This is a genomic window from Arthrobacter alkaliphilus (genome assembly GCF_021483235.1).
Lineage (GTDB): Bacteria > Actinomycetota > Actinomycetes > Actinomycetales > Micrococcaceae > Arthrobacter > Arthrobacter alkaliphilus.
Genome location: NZ_JAKEEC010000019.1, coordinates 60289 through 77125 on the forward strand (window position 1 = coordinate 60289; position 16837 = coordinate 77125).

General features: G+C 61.0%; 17 protein-coding genes and 3 pseudogenes. 11 read left to right on the top strand and 9 right to left on the bottom strand.

Translation table 11 applies throughout. From position 1 onward, the window contains the following. Positions 1-54: 54 nt before the first annotated feature. The 3 genes from L0B83_RS13770 to L0B83_RS13780 form a co-directional block, all read right to left on the bottom strand. A complete protein-coding gene (locus tag L0B83_RS13770) occupies positions 55-984 on the bottom strand; it encodes an IclR family transcriptional regulator (RefSeq protein ID WP_234759026.1) in 930 nt (309 codons plus the stop codon). Positions 985-1146: 162 nt separating this feature from the next. Beyond that, positions 1147-2052: an Abi family protein gene (locus tag L0B83_RS13775; RefSeq protein ID WP_234759027.1), complete on the bottom strand. Its 906-nt coding sequence runs from the start codon at positions 2050-2052 to the stop codon at positions 1147-1149. A gap of 480 nt (positions 2053-2532) precedes the next feature. After that, the gene (locus L0B83_RS13780) at positions 2533-3495 is read right to left on the bottom strand and encodes a LysR family transcriptional regulator (protein WP_234759028.1); all 963 of its coding nucleotides are present in this window, start codon (positions 3493-3495) and stop codon (positions 2533-2535) included. Between the two features lie 219 nt (positions 3496-3714). Between L0B83_RS13780 and L0B83_RS13785 the strand changes: the two genes are divergently transcribed. Then, positions 3715-4122, top strand: coding sequence for a hypothetical protein (locus L0B83_RS13785; protein ID WP_234759029.1), 408 nt, complete (start codon positions 3715-3717; stop codon positions 4120-4122). Positions 4123-4140: 18 nt separating this feature from the next. Beyond that, positions 4141-5001 (top strand): alpha/beta fold hydrolase, encoded by an 861-nt coding sequence (locus L0B83_RS13790; protein ID WP_234759030.1) that lies wholly within the window; start codon positions 4141-4143, stop codon positions 4999-5001. A 64-nt stretch (positions 5002-5065) separates the two neighbouring features. Here the strand turns inward: L0B83_RS13790 and L0B83_RS13795 are convergent. Next, positions 5066-5632, bottom strand: a pseudogene (locus L0B83_RS13795) (AMP-binding enzyme); the annotation flags it as partial. Positions 5633-5950: 318 nt separating this feature from the next. Then, on the bottom strand, positions 5951-6853 hold the full coding sequence (locus L0B83_RS13800) for an amidohydrolase family protein (RefSeq protein ID WP_234759031.1): 903 nt from the start codon (positions 6851-6853) through the stop codon (positions 5951-5953). A gap of 885 nt (positions 6854-7738) precedes the next feature. On the opposite strand from L0B83_RS13800, the pseudogene L0B83_RS13805 reads away from it, so the two are divergent. From L0B83_RS13805 to L0B83_RS13815, 3 genes and pseudogenes are all read left to right on the top strand, one after another. After that, positions 7739-8107 (top strand): annotated as a pseudogene (locus L0B83_RS13805) (IS30 family transposase); the annotation flags it as partial. 514 nt (positions 8108-8621) lie between these two features. Beyond that, the gene (locus tag L0B83_RS13810; protein ID WP_234759032.1) at positions 8622-9107 is read left to right on the top strand and encodes a hypothetical protein; all 486 of its coding nucleotides are present in this window, start codon (positions 8622-8624) and stop codon (positions 9105-9107) included. Positions 9108-9342: 235 nt separating this feature from the next. Further along, positions 9343-10653 carry a flavin-dependent oxidoreductase gene (locus L0B83_RS13815; protein ID WP_234759033.1) on the top strand — a complete coding sequence of 437 codons (1311 nt, stop codon included), beginning with the start codon at positions 9343-9345 and terminating at the stop codon, positions 10651-10653. Between the two features lie 462 nt (positions 10654-11115). Here the strand turns inward: L0B83_RS13815 and L0B83_RS13820 are convergent, their stop codons facing one another. After that, a complete protein-coding gene (locus L0B83_RS13820) occupies positions 11116-11352 on the bottom strand; it encodes a hypothetical protein (RefSeq protein WP_234759034.1) in 237 nt (78 codons plus the stop codon). A 394-nt stretch (positions 11353-11746) separates the two neighbouring features. On the opposite strand from L0B83_RS13820, the gene L0B83_RS13825 reads away from it, so the two are divergent. Beyond that, on the top strand, positions 11747-12244 hold the full coding sequence (locus L0B83_RS13825) for a MarR family winged helix-turn-helix transcriptional regulator (protein WP_234759035.1): 498 nt from the start codon (positions 11747-11749) through the stop codon (positions 12242-12244). 185 nt (positions 12245-12429) lie between these two features. Here the strand turns inward: L0B83_RS13825 and L0B83_RS13830 are convergent, their stop codons facing one another. Beyond that, positions 12430-12606, bottom strand: a complete 177-nt coding sequence (locus L0B83_RS13830; RefSeq protein WP_234759036.1) for a CsbD family protein — start codon at positions 12604-12606, stop codon at positions 12430-12432. Between the two features lie 561 nt (positions 12607-13167). On the opposite strand from L0B83_RS13830, the gene L0B83_RS13835 reads away from it, so the two are divergent. After that, complete coding sequence (locus tag L0B83_RS13835) at positions 13168-13395, top strand: hypothetical protein (protein WP_234759052.1); 228 nt, start codon at positions 13168-13170, stop codon at positions 13393-13395. Here L0B83_RS13835 and L0B83_RS13840 read toward each other — a convergent pair. Next, a pseudogene (locus L0B83_RS13840) lies at positions 13362-13481 on the bottom strand (transposase); the annotation flags it as partial. The gene L0B83_RS13835 and the pseudogene L0B83_RS13840 sit on opposite strands and share 34 nt — an antisense overlap. Here L0B83_RS13840 and L0B83_RS13845 point away from each other — a divergent pair. The 4 genes from L0B83_RS13845 (at position 13461) to L0B83_RS13860 (ending at position 16135) form a co-directional block, all read left to right on the top strand. Continuing rightward, positions 13461-13739: a DUF4913 domain-containing protein gene (locus L0B83_RS13845; RefSeq protein WP_504745247.1), complete on the top strand. Its 279-nt coding sequence runs from the start codon at positions 13461-13463 to the stop codon at positions 13737-13739. The pseudogene L0B83_RS13840 and the gene L0B83_RS13845 overlap by 21 nt on opposite strands. A gap of 419 nt (positions 13740-14158) precedes the next feature. Next, on the top strand, positions 14159-14791 hold the full coding sequence (locus L0B83_RS13850) for a biotin transporter BioY (protein ID WP_234759037.1): 633 nt from the start codon (positions 14159-14161) through the stop codon (positions 14789-14791). Positions 14792-14825: 34 nt separating this feature from the next. After that, positions 14826-15527 carry an energy-coupling factor ABC transporter ATP-binding protein gene (locus L0B83_RS13855; protein ID WP_234759038.1) on the top strand — a complete coding sequence of 234 codons (702 nt, stop codon included), beginning with the start codon at positions 14826-14828 and terminating at the stop codon, positions 15525-15527. Further along, positions 15524-16135: an energy-coupling factor transporter transmembrane component T family protein gene (locus L0B83_RS13860; RefSeq protein ID WP_234759039.1), complete on the top strand. Its 612-nt coding sequence runs from the start codon at positions 15524-15526 to the stop codon at positions 16133-16135. The genes L0B83_RS13855 and L0B83_RS13860 overlap by 4 nt, the downstream gene beginning before the upstream one ends. Here the strand turns inward: L0B83_RS13860 and L0B83_RS13865 are convergent. Beyond that, positions 16030-16455: a CHY zinc finger protein gene (locus tag L0B83_RS13865; RefSeq protein ID WP_234759040.1), complete on the bottom strand. Its 426-nt coding sequence runs from the start codon at positions 16453-16455 to the stop codon at positions 16030-16032. The genes L0B83_RS13860 and L0B83_RS13865 overlap by 106 nt on opposite strands. Positions 16456-16837 lie beyond the last annotated feature (382 nt).

A 16837-nucleotide genomic window follows, 5' to 3' on the forward strand; every position in this document is an offset into this window, starting at 1 on the left:
GCCAAGTATGGCTCACTGTATCGGCGACATGCGAAGGTGGGGAGTGGCAAAGTTTCAGATAGTGAACTGGCCGTACCGGTCCGCGCCGAGCTGGAGTGAGAGTTTGCCGGCGGCGGTCTGCATGCGCCGCACGACCATGTCCGTTTCTACGGACTTGCGGTTTGACGGCAGTGACACGGCAAGCGAAGCGATGACGCCCGGGGCCCGCACGGGGACTGCGATGCAGGTAAAGCCGATGGCGTACTCCTGCTCATCGATGGCGGCGTCCCGGTAACGATCGAGCTGCTCAAAAAGGGTGCGGCGATCGCTGATCGTGTGCTGCGTGAGTTGGGCGAGCGGATGCCGGGAAAGGTAGTCAAGGCGACCCTCCTGATCGAGCTCGGTGAGAATCTGTTTGCCGAGCGCTGTGGCATGAGCACTGTTGTCGATACCGACCCACAGCTCGACCCGCGGGTTGGAGGCCGAATCGACAATATCAATGATGTGCACTTCACCATCGCTGAACCGGGAAAGATATGCGGTCGCCCCCAGCTCATCGGTCACACGTCGGAGGGTGCTTCGCACCCTGGCCAGGAAGACGCCCTCCTCGCCATCTACGCGCAGGCTTGGGAAGCGGCTGCCGAGCACCAGGCCGTCGGGCTCGCTGCTGAGGTAACCCTCATGCCTGAGGGTGCGCACAATGTTGTAGGTCGTTCCGAGACTGAGACCGGCCGCCTGCGCCAGAGCCTTCACGGGCAAGGGACGTGGCGCATTGGCCACCATGTCCACCAGTTGCACAGCTCGCTGGACCGAGGCAATGAGGGTTTGTTCCCGTTTCATTGTCATCTTCGCCTCCGCCATCAGGATAACCGGCTCTTCAGAATTGAGAGTGTAGTTTCGGTCTGAATCCGCCGAGCGGATGCCGTTCTCAATGTAGTTGTCCGTCGCGACGTGGGAACTATGCAGATTGGATGAGACAGAGCTCGCGGATCGTTTCTCATTCACGTTGTCGGTTCGGCAGCGCGGGGTCCTACTTTTTGAAGTGAGGCCGGGCTCTACGAGAATTCTCCCGGCGACTTCTACTCCCGTTGTTTAAGAGCCGATCATGAAGATTCCGTCACGCTGCTTTGCCTATAGCGGGGCACATGCATAGCTGGCTTAAGGCAGCTAGCTCCAGAGCGGGAATGTAGCCCAGCCGGGCGGGGCTCCGATGTGCGAGATGGGGAGTAGCTGGACATCCGGGTACGTGCGAAGAACCGCAGGAAGCAACTGGTGTCGCCCGACGTCTAGGCTCCGGAGCATGTGCTGGATGAGCGTGAGTTGCCCGAAGGTTCGGTTCATCTCTTGGCGGGCTTGATCGAGCTGAGGGAGTTGGCCAACGCTGGGAAGTTTGGGCTTGATTGCGTGGACCTTGTTGAAGAGTCTTCCGTGGTGGGCGCAGATGTTTCTCACGACGTTGAGCGATTTCATCCATGACTCCAGCTGCGGGGCGGTCAGACCGAACTTGTCCCCGATGCTGTCCTGTATCTGCCGTGGGGAGAAACCGTACAGATACGTGAGCGCGCCCCAGTCGAGGATTTCCACTGCTGCCCAAACTGGGAGAGTTCCGCCGTACTTTGCGTGGTGGTGTTTGACGAAGTCTTCCTTCGAATCAGCAAGGGCCTTCTTATACCGCTGCATCCAGATGGCATATGAGGTGCCCTGAGACGCCCGCGGTCCCAGAAGCGCTGGCTTGAGGTGGGCGCATTCGTCGATCGTCCCGAGGGCATGCCCGAGTAGGGCCCGCAATGCCAACTCGATCGGTGTTAAAGAGGCGAAGGTTGCTGTTCGGAGACTCGCATCAAAGCTATACAGCCTCACGACATCGGTGAACGTAGTACCGGAGTAAAAGCTGTCTTCACGGCCTGGAGATCCTTGTTGCCTGAATGAATACCAGTACCCGCTGAGACGGTAGTAGTTGATGTGCTGCAGCTGCTTGATGGCAGCGGCCCTGTCTCCGATGCCCATACCCCGGGATGCCAGGAGGTCAACCTGCTCGTCGTAGGTCTTGTAGGCCTTGACGAGTGCAGGCAACTGAGCCTCCTGCTCAGAGAAAGTGAAGACCGGCCCTGGACCTACCGAAGTAGGCGGAACCGGTCGTAGTGCCTCAACTATATCGGATTTCCCAATGCAGCTCCACCTGACGGGGGAGCTGGAGTCCCGTGCGGGTAACGCCTCGTACATTTCAAGGCAGCGCCCTGGCGTCAGGGTAAGCCCACGGTGCTCTTTTACTGACAGTGCCTTAAGTCGTCCTTAGAATCCACTCTGACAGTTGTAGGGAAAATAGATCCGGTGAGATAGCTCGAGATTAGTCGAAATAGTAAAAGGAATCTGGAGTTACTCAAGCCCGCCACGGCCTGCGGGCGGCCATGTCACAAGTTGTGACTAGACTGCCGCTGAGAACGGGCGGAAACGTCGCCCTCGCACCGACTTTTCCCTTGTCAGCCGACTTGGACGTCAGGGTTGGGTGTAGTTCAAAGGTGATGCGCGGGTGGCAGCTGCATTGCGGTGGCGCTAATTGAGCTGGAGCGAAGAAGGTAGCGCGCCCGACATATGGGGATCGATGAGGTTGGGGACGCCTCCGAAGGAGGCCAGAGTCCGGGCGGTCTCCACGAATTCGCGTGCCAGCCCGTCATTGACGTCGGTGCGCCATGCGATCGACAGCGGAGAGGGCGGGACGTCTCTGACCGGGATGAAAGACAGCCCGGGACGGTCATAGAAACGCTGGGTGGAGGCCTGGGTAAAGGCAACGCCCCGCTCGCCCATGATGGCTTCGAAACATTCGTCAACGGTGGCTACCTCGGTGCCAAGACGGACCGGCTGACCGCCGCGGGCCTGGGTTGCGAGCCAGAAATCCCTCCACTTATCCGGAGCCTTGCGGGCGACAAAGGGCTCATCAACCACCTGTTCCACCGAGACCTCGGACAGCCCGGCAAAGCGGGAACTGCTGGCAACGACGAGGACCCGGGGCTCTATGAACAGTGTCTCCACGGCAAGCCAGTCCGCTGCCGGCAGGGGCGGTCTTACAAATGCCACGTCGGCGCTTCCGTCGGCGAGCCCTACGGTGGGGTCGGCGAAATCGAAAGACCTCATCTGGACGTGGATTTCCGGGTGGTTGTTTTTGAAAGCGGCGAGAATCCGCGGCGTCAGTTCAGCAGCAGCGTTGGCCTGGAAGCCGACAATCAGGGTTCCCCTCACACCGCTGGCGGCCTTCCTGGTCAAGGAAACGGCGCGCTGCGCGGCGGATAAGAGGCGCTTGGCTTCGCTTAGCAGGACATCGCCGGCGCCGGTCAGCACTACACTGCGGCTGGTCCGGATCAGCAGGGGGGTTCCCAGCGAGTGTTCAAGCTTCCGTATTTGGACGCTGAGGGACGGCTGCGCGATATGGAGCCGGGCAGCGGCTCGACCGAAGTGCAGTTCTTCGGCAACGGCGACGAAGTACTGCAGGACGCGCAGGTCTAGCTGTGGCTGCTGCATCCGTCAACTGTAAGCTCCGTCACAATCGCGGGTCCAATAGTTTGAGGCTATCGGTGGATAGGGGACCGGTATTGGACCGAGCGGGGCTGCGGGCGCTGCAATGGAAACAGGCGAAAGGTTGCCACCGGAGACAGCCGCCACGGCACTCCAGGAACCCCGCTTCGAGGCTCGGACAGAGAAGTCCGGCCCTCCGGGAATCCCAATGAGAGGAACAACGAGATGACGGTCGCAACGCGTGCCCCTTCTGTAGACGCCTGGGTTCAGAGCTTCACCGAGGCCAACAACCAGGACCCGGAAATCCAGGCCCATGGAAAGTACTTCACCTGCTCGTACCTGCTGGACATGGAGTCGCACACCTTTGTTGTCCGGGTGGTGTCCGGCAGCATCGTCCAGATATCCGTGGACCCGGGACCCATCGACGTGCCCTACCAGTTCGCCATCCGGGCCAGCGCCCACACCTGGGGTGAATTCGGCAAGCCCGTCCCGGCACCCATGTACCACGGCATTTGGGCCGCCACGTTCCAGCGCGACATGAAGCTGGAGGGCGACGTCCTGGTCCTGATGCAGAACCTGCGCTGCATGACCCGCCAGATCGAACTGCTGCGCTCCACCGGCGCACCCGTCTAGACCATAGGAGTTCCTGACATGAGCAAAATTTCCCCCGTCACAGGCCACTACGTCACCGTCGACGTGGACGGCCTCGAATACAAAGTCTTTTACCTGGAGAATGGCCAGGGCCAGCCCCTGGTCTGCCAGCACACCGCCGGAGCCCACAACCACCAATGGCGCGGCCTGCTGGAGGACCCGGAAATCACCGCCAACTACCGGGTCATCGCCTACGACCTCCCCCGACACGGCAAATCAGACCCCCCGGAAAACACCCAGTGGTGGACCGAGGAGTACCAGCTCAGCGCTGACCACTACGCCAACTTCATCATCGCCCTCGTCGATGCGCTGGAACTGGTTGACCCCATCTTCATGGGATCCTCCTTCGGGGGTAACGTGGCACTGCAGCTCGCCCACCGCTTCCCGGAGAGGTTCGACGCCGTCATCCCCGTAGAAGGGGCGGACCACTCACCGGGCTTCTACCTCGACTGGTGGCAGCACCCCCACGCCAACGCCGCTCAGGTCTGCGGCAGCGGCGTCTGGGACCTCATGGCCCCCCAGTCACCGGAGGCGGACCGCTGGAAAACCTGGTTCTACTACACACAGGGTTCCGAGGCGTTCAAGGGTGACCTGTACTTCTACTCCGTGGACCACGACCTGCGCGGCAAGCTGGGCGAAATCCAGACAGACAAATGCGCGGTGGTCCTGATGACCGGCGAGTACGACTACCTCACCACCCCTGAAGACGGAGCCCGCACCGCCAGCCAGATCCCGGATGCCGAGTTCATCGAGATGAAAGCCATCGGCCACTTCCCGATGAGCGAGAACTACTCGGTTTTCAAGGGATACCTCGTTCAGGCCCTGGACCTGATCCGCACCAAGGCCAGCGCCCGGGTTTAACCGATCCGACCCCTCACCTCCATAGTGACGAACCACTGCATGAGACTGGGCGTCCTCATGCCCCCTATTTCCTGAGGCTTACCGCGATGTGCTGCATGATGGCGGGGTCGGAGAGCGTGGCGGCATCGCCAGGGTCGCGGCCTTCGGCGACATCCTTGAGGAGGCGGCGCATGATCTCGCCGGAGCGGGTCTTGGGCAGTTCCGGGACCACCAGGATGGTCTTGGGTTTGGCGATCGGGCCGATTTCCTTGCCCACGTGGTTGCGCAGTTCCTGGACCGTGGCGTCGCCGTTGTTCACGGCATCGCCGCGGAGGATGACGAAAGCGACGACGGCCTGGCCCGTGGTCTTGTCCATGGCGCCCACGACGGCGGCCTCAGCCACGGCGGGGTGGGACACCAGGGCGGATTCGATCTCCGTGGTGGAGAGCCGGTGCCCGGAGACGTTCATGACGTCGTCCACCCGGCCCAGGAGCCAGATGTCACCGTCTTCGTCCTTCTTGGCACCGTCGCCGGCGAAGTACATGTTTTCGAACCGGGACCAGTAGGTGTCCTTGAACCGTTCGGGGTCGCCCCAGATGCCGCGCAGCATGGCCGGCCAGGGCTCGCGGATCACCAGGAAGCCGCCATGGCAATCGGGACGGATTCGACCGTCCACTGACCTCGAGAAAACCGTTGCCAGGAAGAATATGAGGCCCGGCGCTTCTCCCGGTAGATCGCCAGACCCAACGTGTCCCGATAAAACCGGTGGCTCCGCTCAGGTTCGGACGGATGAAGCAGGATGCGGCTCTCGATGACTTCCATGTTCTCCATCCTGCCCTCGAGCCATGATTTCGATCGGGACCGTGCTTTGAATTCTCGGTTTGCGTTCAAGGATCATGCAACGGACACTTTTGCCGGCCGCAAGGGCTCGGACATGGCACTCCAGCGTTAGGAGCAGAGACAGGCGTGGCTAGGGTAGCCGATCCAGCCCTAGGAGCGTCCGCGGGGTGTGCCAGAGGACATTTTTCATCCACTGGCTTCCGAGTCCCCAGTCTTCGAGTACCTGAATCTGGTGGCTGTAGGAGTAGGGAATCGAAGGAAAATCCGTGCCGAAGACGACTTTGTGGGACAGTCCGGCAAGGGTGTTCTGGTATCCGGGCGGGATCGGGGCGACCTGTTCCATATAGGAGGTGCCGACCATGGTGGTGTCGAGGTAGACGTGAGGATTGTTTGCGGCAAGGTCGGCGTACTCCTGGTACTCCGGCAGGCCTGCGTGGGCGATGATGAGCACCAACGAGGGGTACCTTTTGATGAGTTCGTATATGGGTTCAGGTCCGGTGTATTTTCCGGGGTGCGGACCGTTGCCGCAGTGGATGACGACCGGTGTAGCGGAGTCCTCGATGAGCTCCCAGGCGGGTGCAAGCTGAGGATCCAAGGGCGAGAATCCTCCCACCTGGATGTGTACCTTGAAGATTCGAGCGCCTTGTTTCAAGCTGTGCGCGACGACGGTTTCCACGCCTGGCTCTGGGTAGAAGGTGGCAGAGTGAATGGCGTCAGCATGGGCTGAGGCGAATGCTGTTGAGTAGTCGTTGAGCCACTGCGCCATACCGGGGCGGTGCGCATAGTTAAGTGTGGTGAATGCCTTCACTCCGATGTCTCGCAGCGTGCGCACCCGTTCGTCTTCGGAGTCCCGGTAGGTGATGGGCCATGGGGGAGCCCCGCTGTCCGCAACACGGTCAAAAAATGCCCACACCTTTTCCTGCACCTTGAAAGGCATGAAATGCACATGCAGATCAATAATCCCCGGCAAGCCCAGCGAGTCGAGGTATGGGCGAACCTCCGCGTCTGAACGCGGTACAGGTGCTATAGCCAAGACAACCCTCCTGCGTTCCAGATCTCATCAGCCCCAGAGCGTTGTCAACCCGATGAAGCTCGCCAGGGCGGAAGGTCTCCCGCGCAGGGAGCGTGACTGAACGAGTGCCCGCTAAGTATATGTAGAGAGCCACTGCTATCGCTCGGCGCCATCTTCTGCCGTCTCCATTAGCCGGACCCCCACCGTCCAGCTCGCTACATTCTGGACTTCCTCGAGAAGGCCGTCATCCGAGTTCTCGCTGATTCCCATAAGACACGCAAAACGCCCGGTCGGGACTGTCCCTTAACGCTCCACGGCAAATCGCTGTATCCACCGTTAGTCACGAGCACCCTCGGTACGGTGCGTGTCACGGCATATGGATGTAGAGGGAAATGCATGCAGCGCAGCCGGGGGCGGTGCTATCGTGCGCGCATTCCGTATCTCGACTTGCGGGCGAAGACCGGGCGCCGATTCGTCTCTTCAGGCCGAGGATTTGGCGTAGCAGAAGCTGCAAGCTGTGAAGGGGAGGCCTGTGGGGCGAGGCGACGTCGGGAGTGGCTGCGATCTTGTCCTTGATCATCCTGGTCCAGGGCTCCTTCCTGGCTCTTCCGGAGGATGGAACCGGGTGCGAAACGCTGGGTTCAACACAGACTTTCCTGGTAGGAAATACCGGCGCGGCAACCGGTCACTGGATGGGCCGAGGTTGGGGTATTGCGCGAATCGCAGAACGGGATCCCGCCGCGCTGAGGTCGCTGTCATGGCGCATCCGTCGGGGTTGAGGCGGCTTCGTCCCTCATTATTGGTGCATGGCTGGTGGATCTTCCAGGTTCCGTCTTCTGCCAGGCCATCGATCCTTGGTCGCGGACGAAGTGGCCTCCGACCAATGCCAGAATGCGGTCGCCGGTGCACCTGCCCGTGGACCACACCGCCGAATCGGTCCGCGACGGGCTGATCAAGACCATTAGCAACCTGCCGGCGCACCTGCGCGGATCACTGACCTGGGACCAAGGCGCCGAAATGGCCAAGCACAAAGCCTTCAGCATCGCCACCGACATGGACGTCTACTTCTGCGACCCCGCCAGCCCCTGGCAACGCGGGTCCAACGAGAACACCAACGGGCTGTTGCGCCAGTACTTCCCCAAGGGCACCGACCTTTCCGTCTACGGTCCCGAGGACCTCGAGCACGTAGCCCAGGAACTCAATGCACGCCCACGCAAAACGCTCAGCTGGGATACCCCAGCCGAGCGCCTGCGTGACCTACTATTGACGAACTAGACACCATCGGTGTTGCAACGACCCCTAGAATTCGCCTTCCGAGGGGCTTTCCCTATTTATCCGCCAAGATAAAACTGCCGGACACAGTCGTCTGTGACAGCAGCATCCCTCATCCCGCCGGGTACGGGCGTGTGTACTTCTTCTTGGATCCGCGCGCCGGAGCGGATGAACCCAGACCGAGGCCCGTTCACCGCCATGGGGTGTCCGATGCACCTCGACGGCTTCCGTGATGGCGACGCTCTGCCGGTGAGCCGGCCGCAGGCGCTACAACGCGCTTCGACGCAGTAGTTGTCGGCTTTTGGTGTCGCTGAAAATGCCAGACTTCCCTGGAATCGGAGCACCACCGCCGCGGCCCGTTCGATCGATGAGATGTCTCGTGCCCCGACGGTATCGAGGCTAAATCCGGGCTGATATTTGTTCGCCCGGTTCTGCGCGCGGGAGTATGATAGCACATGCTGGGTGCCTGAATCGTGCGTCCTTTCGAGAACGCATCACATTTTTGAAAGGACCAGCCATGACACGCTTCGGAATCTCACAGACCAAATTTTGGGGTGCGGCATTAGCCGTAGCAGTCATCGGTTTCCTTTTGTTCAAGCCGTTGTTCCTGGACCACGTACCGCCCGGGCCCCAACCAGGAGGCCTACAGGCCGGCCTTTTCATGTTCGAATCCGCTCTTAGCGCCCTTGCCATGGGCGTCGGTGTTGCCATCTTGATCTTCGGCGGCAACGTCGTCCGCACACTACCTGCGGAGCTGCAGCTTAACGGCCGGATCCTCCAGATCGCGCTGTTCTGGATTGTGGCGCCTTGGCTTGTACACACAGGGTTGCATATGACGAATGCAGAGGGTGACTTTGGCCGGCTGGCTGCCATTGAATATGGATTCCACGTCACAACCTACTCTGCGGGAATCGTCGCCGCGGTCATGGTCGCACGCATTCTCCATGAGCTTGTGGGCGCGAAGCGCGCCGCCGGTCCCGACCTGACGGTAACGCCGCACTGAGCTCAACGTCCCCCGGACACCAGAAGGGGGGACCAACCGTCCACTAAATCAGAGCGCGCGACGCCGGGAGCGCCCAACGGGTCTATGGGGTTCATCTCCGGCAGAACAAGAATGTCCCGTAACCATAGGGATACGAGATGTCTCGCCGAGTAAGACGTGTGGATCCAGGATCTGACGTCATAGCGCCCCAACTGATCGTGTTGATTGTGCAGGGGAAGCCTCGTTAGGAGGTTCGATGAAGGTTGCCATCGTCGGTGGTGGGATTGGGGGCATGTGCCTGGCCCTGTCGTTGCACGCGGCTGGTTTCGATGACGTGGACATCTATGAGTCGGCGTCTGCCATCCGCGAATTGGGTGTCGGCATCAACGTCTTGCCCCATGCGGTCCGGGAGCTCACGGAACTTGATCTCATGGCTGATCTTTCGAAGGTGGGCGTGGCGACCGCCGATTTCACGTACTTCTCCAGATTGGGCCAACGCATCTGGGAGGAACCTCTGGGCGTCGCGGCCGGATACCGCTGGCCCCAACTGTCCATCCATCGTGGCGAACTGCTTGGCCTGCTCCAGCGGGCGGTGCGTGCGCGCCTCGGCTCGCACCGGGTGCATACCGGCCACCAGCTGGCCAGTGTGGGGATGGACCCGCAGGGGAGGTGGGCCGACTTTGTCGCGCACGATCCGGATCGGGTGATCGCCCGTGCTTATCCGGACCTGCTGGTCGGGTGCGACGGGATTCACTCCACCGTCCGCCGATGCCTTTACCCGGATGAGGGTCCTTTGCGGTGGAATGGCGTAACGATGTGGCGAGGGGTCAGTGTCGGGGAACCATTTCTCTCCGGCCGTTCGATGGTGAACATCGGATCCAGTAAACAACGCACTGTTCTCTATCCCATCTCGGCTGTCGTCCGGGATCAGCCGGGAAAGATGTTGATTAACTGGGTCGCGACCCGCAAGGTCTCGACCGCTGAAATGCCACCGCAGGACTGGACATACCTTGCGCGGCGAGAAGACGTTCTGGAGGCCTTCGCGGATTTCCGGTTCGATTTCCTGGACGTCGTGAGGCTCATTCAGGAAGCCGAGGTGATCTACCAGTACCCCATGGTGGACCGGGACCCGCTGCCCTCGTGGGATTTCGGTCGAGTGACCCTTCTCGGGGACGCCGCTCATCCAATGCATCCCGTGGGCGGCAATGGTGCCTCTCAGGCGATCCTCGATGCCCGCGTCCTGGCGTATGAACTCGCGCTTCAGCCCACGATCGAAGCCGCGATCAGCGCTTATGACGCCCAACGACGCCCGGCGACCGCGGCGGTCGTTCAATCCAACCGCCGCGCCGGACCGCATCGGTGTCAGGACCTCGTGGAGCAACGGGCCCCCAACGGATTCGAGGAACTCTCCCAGGTCATCAGCCGCAAGGAACTCGAAGAGATCGCCGACGAGTACAAGCGGATCGGAGGCTTCGATGCCCAGCGACTGAACGATCGAGCGTCCTTCGCGGTGCAGCCACCCGCGCCGTCCGCACCCACCAACGGCGAAACCCCGCTCCGCCCGTAGGACCAGCTGAGCCGCTCAGCGCTACCCCGGGGGGATTGTCCCGCAACAGGATCCCGCATCGGACGCCCCGGGAGGAGTGACTTCAACGTGATGGGTTGGACCGAGGCTCGCCCGAGCGCTGCCCTTGCGGAGCCGCGGGTCAGCCGAAGATATTCGCCCATTCCCGGATGTGCCACTCCTCAACGAGCCCGGCGCGGACGAAAGGGTCGTTCTCCGCGTAATGTTGCGCCTCCCCAGGGGAGACGAGCACGGCCCATGGTGCGTACCGGCTCGCCGGGCCGGTCAAGGAACGCGCCGGCCATGAGAAGCAGGCCTTCGCGATGCAGCCGTTTGGACGTGGCGACGTGCTCGGCCAGCTGCTCCGGGGCCTCGCGTTGCACATCGGGGAAGGACTGGAAGCGGGTGGTCATGAACACCACATAAAACCGGGGGACTCCGTCGACCTGGGTCGTTCCCGCGCCGTCAACCCAGGACCTCCGTGGTGGGCTCAGTGCTTAAGGGGGCGAAGGGGTGCCTGTCGAAGATCAGGACGCTGCGGCTGATTCTACCCTCGGCCACGGTGAAGTGCTCGGCAGTGGACGCAGGGGTGGTGGCGGCGGTGTGCGGGTGGTACACGAGAACCGCGGTAACGTCGTCAACTAAGGCTGCGATGGTTTCGCTCCCGTGAAGCGCTGCAACAAAAGCCGCCGAGGAAGGCACGGTAGGAGGTGGCCCCGTTAATGGGCCCGCTGGAGGCCTCAGAGGCGATCTCATCGGCGATGTAGCCCATCGCCCGGTCCAGGTCGTGTCCTGTGCAGGCCGAATGGTAGGCAAGTGCAATGGAGAGCCCGCAGGGTGAGGTCGAGGTCAACAGTTCCTCCGTGCGGTGTGGACCAGGCCAAGGCGCTGGATCCCCCGGTCGCGTCGCTGCGACGCTGAAGGGGAGTCTATCTAGTGCCCCGGATGATTCCATTGACGACTGCGTGCCTTTGGGCAGTGTCGTTCCACCCGCAACTTCTGGCTTGCCCCTGTGAGGAAGCATACTGATTATGATTAGAGGATGCCGGACCTGAATAACTGGTCGGGGCCGCGGCTACTCTCGACCGCAGCCCGAATGGTCGACCATGCTTGGGACGAAAATCTTGCCTGCGCGGGCATGACCCATGCGGGGTTCATTGCCCTGGAAGTTCTAGAAACGGCAGGACCTATGGCACAAGTCCGGCTTGCCGCCATAGTCAAGGTGGAGCCACAGACCATCCGAACAACCTTGGCCACGCTGGAAGCCCGCGGTTACGTCACCCACGCAGACGGCAACACCCACGCAGACGGCAACGCAGACAGGCGCTTCACTCACGTCAGAATCTCCGATCTCGGCAAAAAGGCACTCACCCAGGCGCGGGAACTTGAGCAGACCCTGCCCCCTGGAGACAAAGCCGGCCTGGAGAAACTCCGCGACCAGCTCACCACCATCATCCGGCTCCTCAGCCCAAACCGATTCGACGAGCAAATGCCAGCAACCACGGGGGAGGCAACCAAGAAGAACCTGTCCGACGAGAGCGAAAACGCCCTAATACCCAGTAATAACGTAAACAACGCACACGACAAGGTGTGACTCATGGTAGTCAACGACTGAATGGTCATCGGGAATCGGGGTCGGACTAACTTGGAGATGCCGACGCTTACCGCCGCGTCACCGGAGGTGGTGGGTTGCGGCAGGCGTTGCGGAGCTTTGGAGGGGAGACGTCAGCGGCGGCAGTCTGCAGTCGGGCCGCCGCGCTTTTTGTCCTGTTGTTTATCTCAGTGCTTCTTGAAGGCGTCTTTGACTTTCTCCCCGGCCTGCTTGAGATCGGCTTTGACCTGGTGGCCTTTTCCCTCGGCTTTCAGCCGGTCGTTGCCGGTAGCGTCACCGGCGGCTTCCTCGCCCTTGCCGTGAAGTTTCTCGGCAGCGTTGTGGATCTTATCTCCCAAACCCATGACGGTCCTCCTTTATGTGGCCCGCTCCCGCGGCGTGAATGCCGGCGGAGTCCGGACAAGTTAATTGTAGAGATGAACCGTCTAATTGTAGAGACGAACCGTCACGGATCGGCGGCCTCGGACAACCCCAAATAATCCGCTCGGCCACCCCAACAGGGTTGCTATCGGCAGGAGGACCTATCGGAGACTTCGTAACGGATGGTCGCCGCAGCCCTGAGGGCGCTGGGCTATCAGGGTGTGCAGAACGATCCCGAAGATGGGCCACATTCGGCCAGAGCACTATACGGCCACGCCTTGAAGAATGTTGCCGGGAATGATCCAGGCCACCAGCTAGCCGTTGGTGACGGCTGCAACTACTCCGATGGCCAGGTACACGAAACCCAACCACGCCAACACCGCGTCTGCCTGCTTGTCGCCTGCCGAATCCGCGCATCGTCACCCACCTCCAACCGAATGAACCAATTTCGGATCCGCTTGCGGGCCGCGGTTCATTCTCCTCATCCGGCTTCGTGGTCTCAAAACCTCTGTCTCCAATACGCATGCTATCCAAACCAACTACAAGTGAGCCTTGCCCAGCGCTTGCCTCGCTTCATCTTCGTGGCCAGCAGGATCCGCGCCGCAGCAATGACCAGGGAGAGGACAGCTGGGAGCAAACCCACGAAGATCGTTCCTGCAGTGTCGGTACCAGTTTCCGCCGGTGATCCGGATGATGGTCGCGACGGCCGTGGCGTGGGCGAGTCCTTCGTCGGTGCTTTCGGCCACGACGGGGAGACGTTTGGCGCCGCGTAGTGGGAGCGGCAGCGCTGCCAGCCCGCTCCGGGCCGGGTCGCTCCGATCGCGGCGACCAGACCTGCGTGGGCGTCGGCGGTCACGAGCTCGGATGCTACTTCCACCCCGAAGCAGTCTCCCGCGTAGAGACGCTGTGGCGGGCATGGGAACACCTCAGACTCGACGGGGCCACCGGCATCAACGTCTGGTTCAAAGACCACGCAGACCACCACATGAGCGTGCTGTTGGATCCGCGCGGGCCGTTCTACAAATGTGACATGCAAAAACACCGCGACCCCGAACACCTCGAGCCTAAAAAGGCCTCGAACGGCTGGTTCCCTGACGTACGGGTAATAGAAAAGTAGCTCTGCCGAAACGAGGTGACTCTAAGCTGTCCACGGTTGGGGACAATCCGGGTTATCTACGGCTGGAGATCGGGAGCCATTAGGGTAGCTCCCAGGGAACCCGTCCGGCACTGGCTCTCGAAATACGAAAAATGATGATACCGAGCGAGCGATCGGCAATAGCGGTCGACTGTGTTTAGAATTGTTGGCTTGAACGATTGATCGAAAACCATCGACGAACTCGAGGGCGGCGTCCTCACCACCCCACCGCCCCTAGTTCCGAAGGGGATCCTTGATGGCGGGCAGGTCAAGGGTCACGGGACCGCCTTCGCCGTAGAACATCCGGAAAAGCTCGTGCAGCGCGTTAGCCCGCGTTCAAGTCACCTTTGAGGTAACCCGTTAGTAGCCGTGGCGCCCGCGTCGTGGCTGAAAGGATTTTCATGTCATACAACCCCGCTTCCAGCCAGCAGAGCGAGCTGCGTCGCTCCAATCGAGCCGCCGTGCTGTTGCCGCGTGACCTTGGGCTTATCGCCCTGTTTGCTGCGCTCATAGCAGCCCTGGGATTTGTAGCGGTTCCAGTTGCAGGCCTCGCGGTGCCAATCGTCCTGCAGAACCTGGGCGTGTTCCTGGCTGGCGCCATTCTTGGCGCGCGGAGGGGAACGCTGAGCATCGTCACCTTTTTGGCTCTGGTCGCAGCAGGTCTCCCGCTGCTCTCCGGAGGCCGAGGAGGAATCGGCGTGTTCATGACACCATCGTTGGGTTATCTGCTCGGGTGGGTCGCCGGAGCCTTCGTTATTGGCTTTATTACGGACAGGATCCGTACCGGCAAACCTTATTTTCCAAAGGTGCTGGCCGCCGTCCTGATCGGTGGAGTCTTGGTCATTGACCTGCTCGGGGCACTGCTGTCGCCCCTGTTCACTGGCCTGGATCTGGGCGTCACGTTAATCGGTTCGGCGGTGTTCCTTCCCGGAGACATCCTCAAGGCAGTACTGGCCGCGTTGGTAGCAGCGGCAGTACACCGGGCCTATCCGGTTCCGCCTGCTGGTATCCGGCGAGGCGAAAGCGCGGCCTAAGGTCCGCTTTGGGCAGCCGGAAGGACTTGCGCGCATGATTTCAGTACAAAACATCAGCCATGACTTCGACGGATTCCAGGTACTCCGGGAGGTAAGCCTCGAACTTCACGAGCATCGGATCGCTTTCATTGGCGCCAACGGCAGCGGCAAATCCACCCTGGCGCGGACGCTTAATGGCTTATTGGTCCCCCGGCGCGGATACGTTTCAGTCGATGGCGTCGATACGCGCAAGGACGCTGCCCGGGTTCGCCGCAGGGTCGGTTTCATGTTTTCAGATGCGAATCACCAGATCATCATGCCCTCTGTTGCCGAGGACGTCGCTCTGGGACTGCGGGGACGAAAGCTGTCGAAGCTGGAGAAGGCCGATATCGTGGCCGAGGCCCTGGACCGGTTCGGGCTATCCGGACTTGCCGCCCACTCACCGCACCTTCTTTCGGGCGGGCAAAAACAAATGCTCGCCCTGGCCTCCGTCCTGGTCACCGAGCCGGAGATCCTGATCTGCGACGAACCAACTACCCTCCTTGATTTGCACAACGTCCAAATCTTCCTCGATACCGTCGGTGCCTTGAGCCAGCAGATCATCCTGATGACCCACCACTTGGAAATCATTGAGGGTTTCGACCGGGTCATTGTCATGGAGCGGGGGCAGGTTCACTTCGACGGATCGCCATGGGAGGCTGTGGCCGCTTACCGGCACCTGATCGGCTCCCGTCAAAAGAAGAACATTCACCCATGACAGGGCTCTACATCGGCGGGGCTTCCGTCCTGCACCGGACGCCAACGCCCGTTAAATTCCTAATGCTGTTCCTGATTCTTGCAGGTGTCTTTCTCGTGGAGAATCTGTATGCCCTAGGCGGGATCCTCCTGTCCAGCCTGCTGCTCTACCTGATCGCCGGAATCCGGTTGCCGTTCGCCTGGGCGGCGGTCCGCCCCGTGGTTCCGTTCATCGTGCTGACGGTCGCAGCCCAGATGGTATTCAGCAATCTGCAGCGTGGAGCAGTGTTCGGGGTCCGGATATTCGTCGCCGTTCTGCTGGCCAGCCTGTTGACATATACCACCCGCAGCAGCGACATGCTGGAATTTTTCGGTAAAGCTCTTGGACCGTTGCGTCATATCGGCGTCAGCCCCTGGCGAGCCAGCCTGGTGTTGTCGCTTACGGTGCGTGCAATTCCGCTTCTGTCATCCTCCATCACCACGGCGCGGGAAGCATTTCTGGCCCGCGGCCAAAAGGCCGCAGGCTATGAAATTGTGGTGCCCGTTATCGTCGGGCTGATCCAGTCTGCTGAAGCCATCGGTGATGCCATCTCAGCCCGAGGCCTCGAATCGGATGTGCCTGAAACCTGATCCTCGGACGGGACGTCAAAATAGAGATGGGCATGATTCCTGCATGCTTCGTTGAACTCCGCCTCGCACGACCGGCAGCGGGTACTTGCACGGTAATCAGCAATGGTCATCTCCGCCCGGCAGATGCCGCAGAGAATTGCACGCTCCTGCCACTGATCCTCCGGCCACACCTGGGCGGGGTGGTCCGAACATTCTTCATGGCACCGGAAGCACGGATAGTAATTTCGGCAGCAGTTGAACTTTATGGCGATGATGTCCTTGTGCGTCCGGTAGTGGACGCAGCGTGTCTGCTCATCGACAGGTTTCCCGTAAACCTCCATGGAATCCTTCCGGTCTGTGGCGGTGCACGAAGTTGTGCTTGCACCGATCCCGACGAATGCCCAGCTCTGGGATTCGTACCCACCTTACGTTTGTCGATGCCCGCGCTGCGAGGCCGCAGCGGTCCCGTGAAAGAACGCTCCCGGCTCCCAGCGGTTTTCATCGTCTATAGATCCTTCAACTTCGCACGGCAGCCCGCCCCAGCCCGAACTGCCAACATAGGGAAAGCCAGTGGTAATCAGCCAACGTGTATCGATGGACGGCTTTGGAGAAGAATGCCACCACCTGGATCCTCACCCACCCAGGCGCCTGATGAAAAACCCCCATGGCTCGGCGTGCAGGGCCAGCGGACACCGGCACGGTAGACACACCGCTTCGCGGGCT

Bases quoted from the DNA above. Each gene is read 5' to 3' on its own strand.
- L0B83_RS13780 (WP_234759028.1), bottom strand. From the start codon at position 3,495: ATGCAGCAGCCACAGCTAGACCTGCGCGTCCTGCAGTACTTCGTCGCC.
- L0B83_RS13785 (WP_234759029.1), top strand. From the start codon at position 3,715: ATGACGGTCGCAACGCGTGCCCCTTCTGTAGACGCCTGGGTTCAGAGC.
- L0B83_RS13790 (WP_234759030.1), top strand. From the start codon at position 4,141: ATGAGCAAAATTTCCCCCGTCACAGGCCACTACGTCACCGTCGACGTG.
- L0B83_RS13810 (WP_234759032.1), top strand. From the start codon at position 8,622: ATGACACGCTTCGGAATCTCACAGACCAAATTTTGGGGTGCGGCATTA.
- L0B83_RS13815 (WP_234759033.1), top strand. From the start codon at position 9,343: ATGAAGGTTGCCATCGTCGGTGGTGGGATTGGGGGCATGTGCCTGGCC.
- L0B83_RS13825 (WP_234759035.1), top strand. From the start codon at position 11,747: ATGGTCGACCATGCTTGGGACGAAAATCTTGCCTGCGCGGGCATGACC.
- L0B83_RS13830 (WP_234759036.1), bottom strand. From the start codon at position 12,606: ATGGGTTTGGGAGATAAGATCCACAACGCTGCCGAGAAACTTCACGGC.
- L0B83_RS13850 (WP_234759037.1), top strand. From the start codon at position 14,159: ATGTCATACAACCCCGCTTCCAGCCAGCAGAGCGAGCTGCGTCGCTCC.
- L0B83_RS13855 (WP_234759038.1), top strand. From the start codon at position 14,826: ATGATTTCAGTACAAAACATCAGCCATGACTTCGACGGATTCCAGGTA.
- L0B83_RS13860 (WP_234759039.1), top strand. From the start codon at position 15,524: ATGACAGGGCTCTACATCGGCGGGGCTTCCGTCCTGCACCGGACGCCA.
- L0B83_RS13865 (WP_234759040.1), bottom strand. From the start codon at position 16,455: ATGGAGGTTTACGGGAAACCTGTCGATGAGCAGACACGCTGCGTCCAC.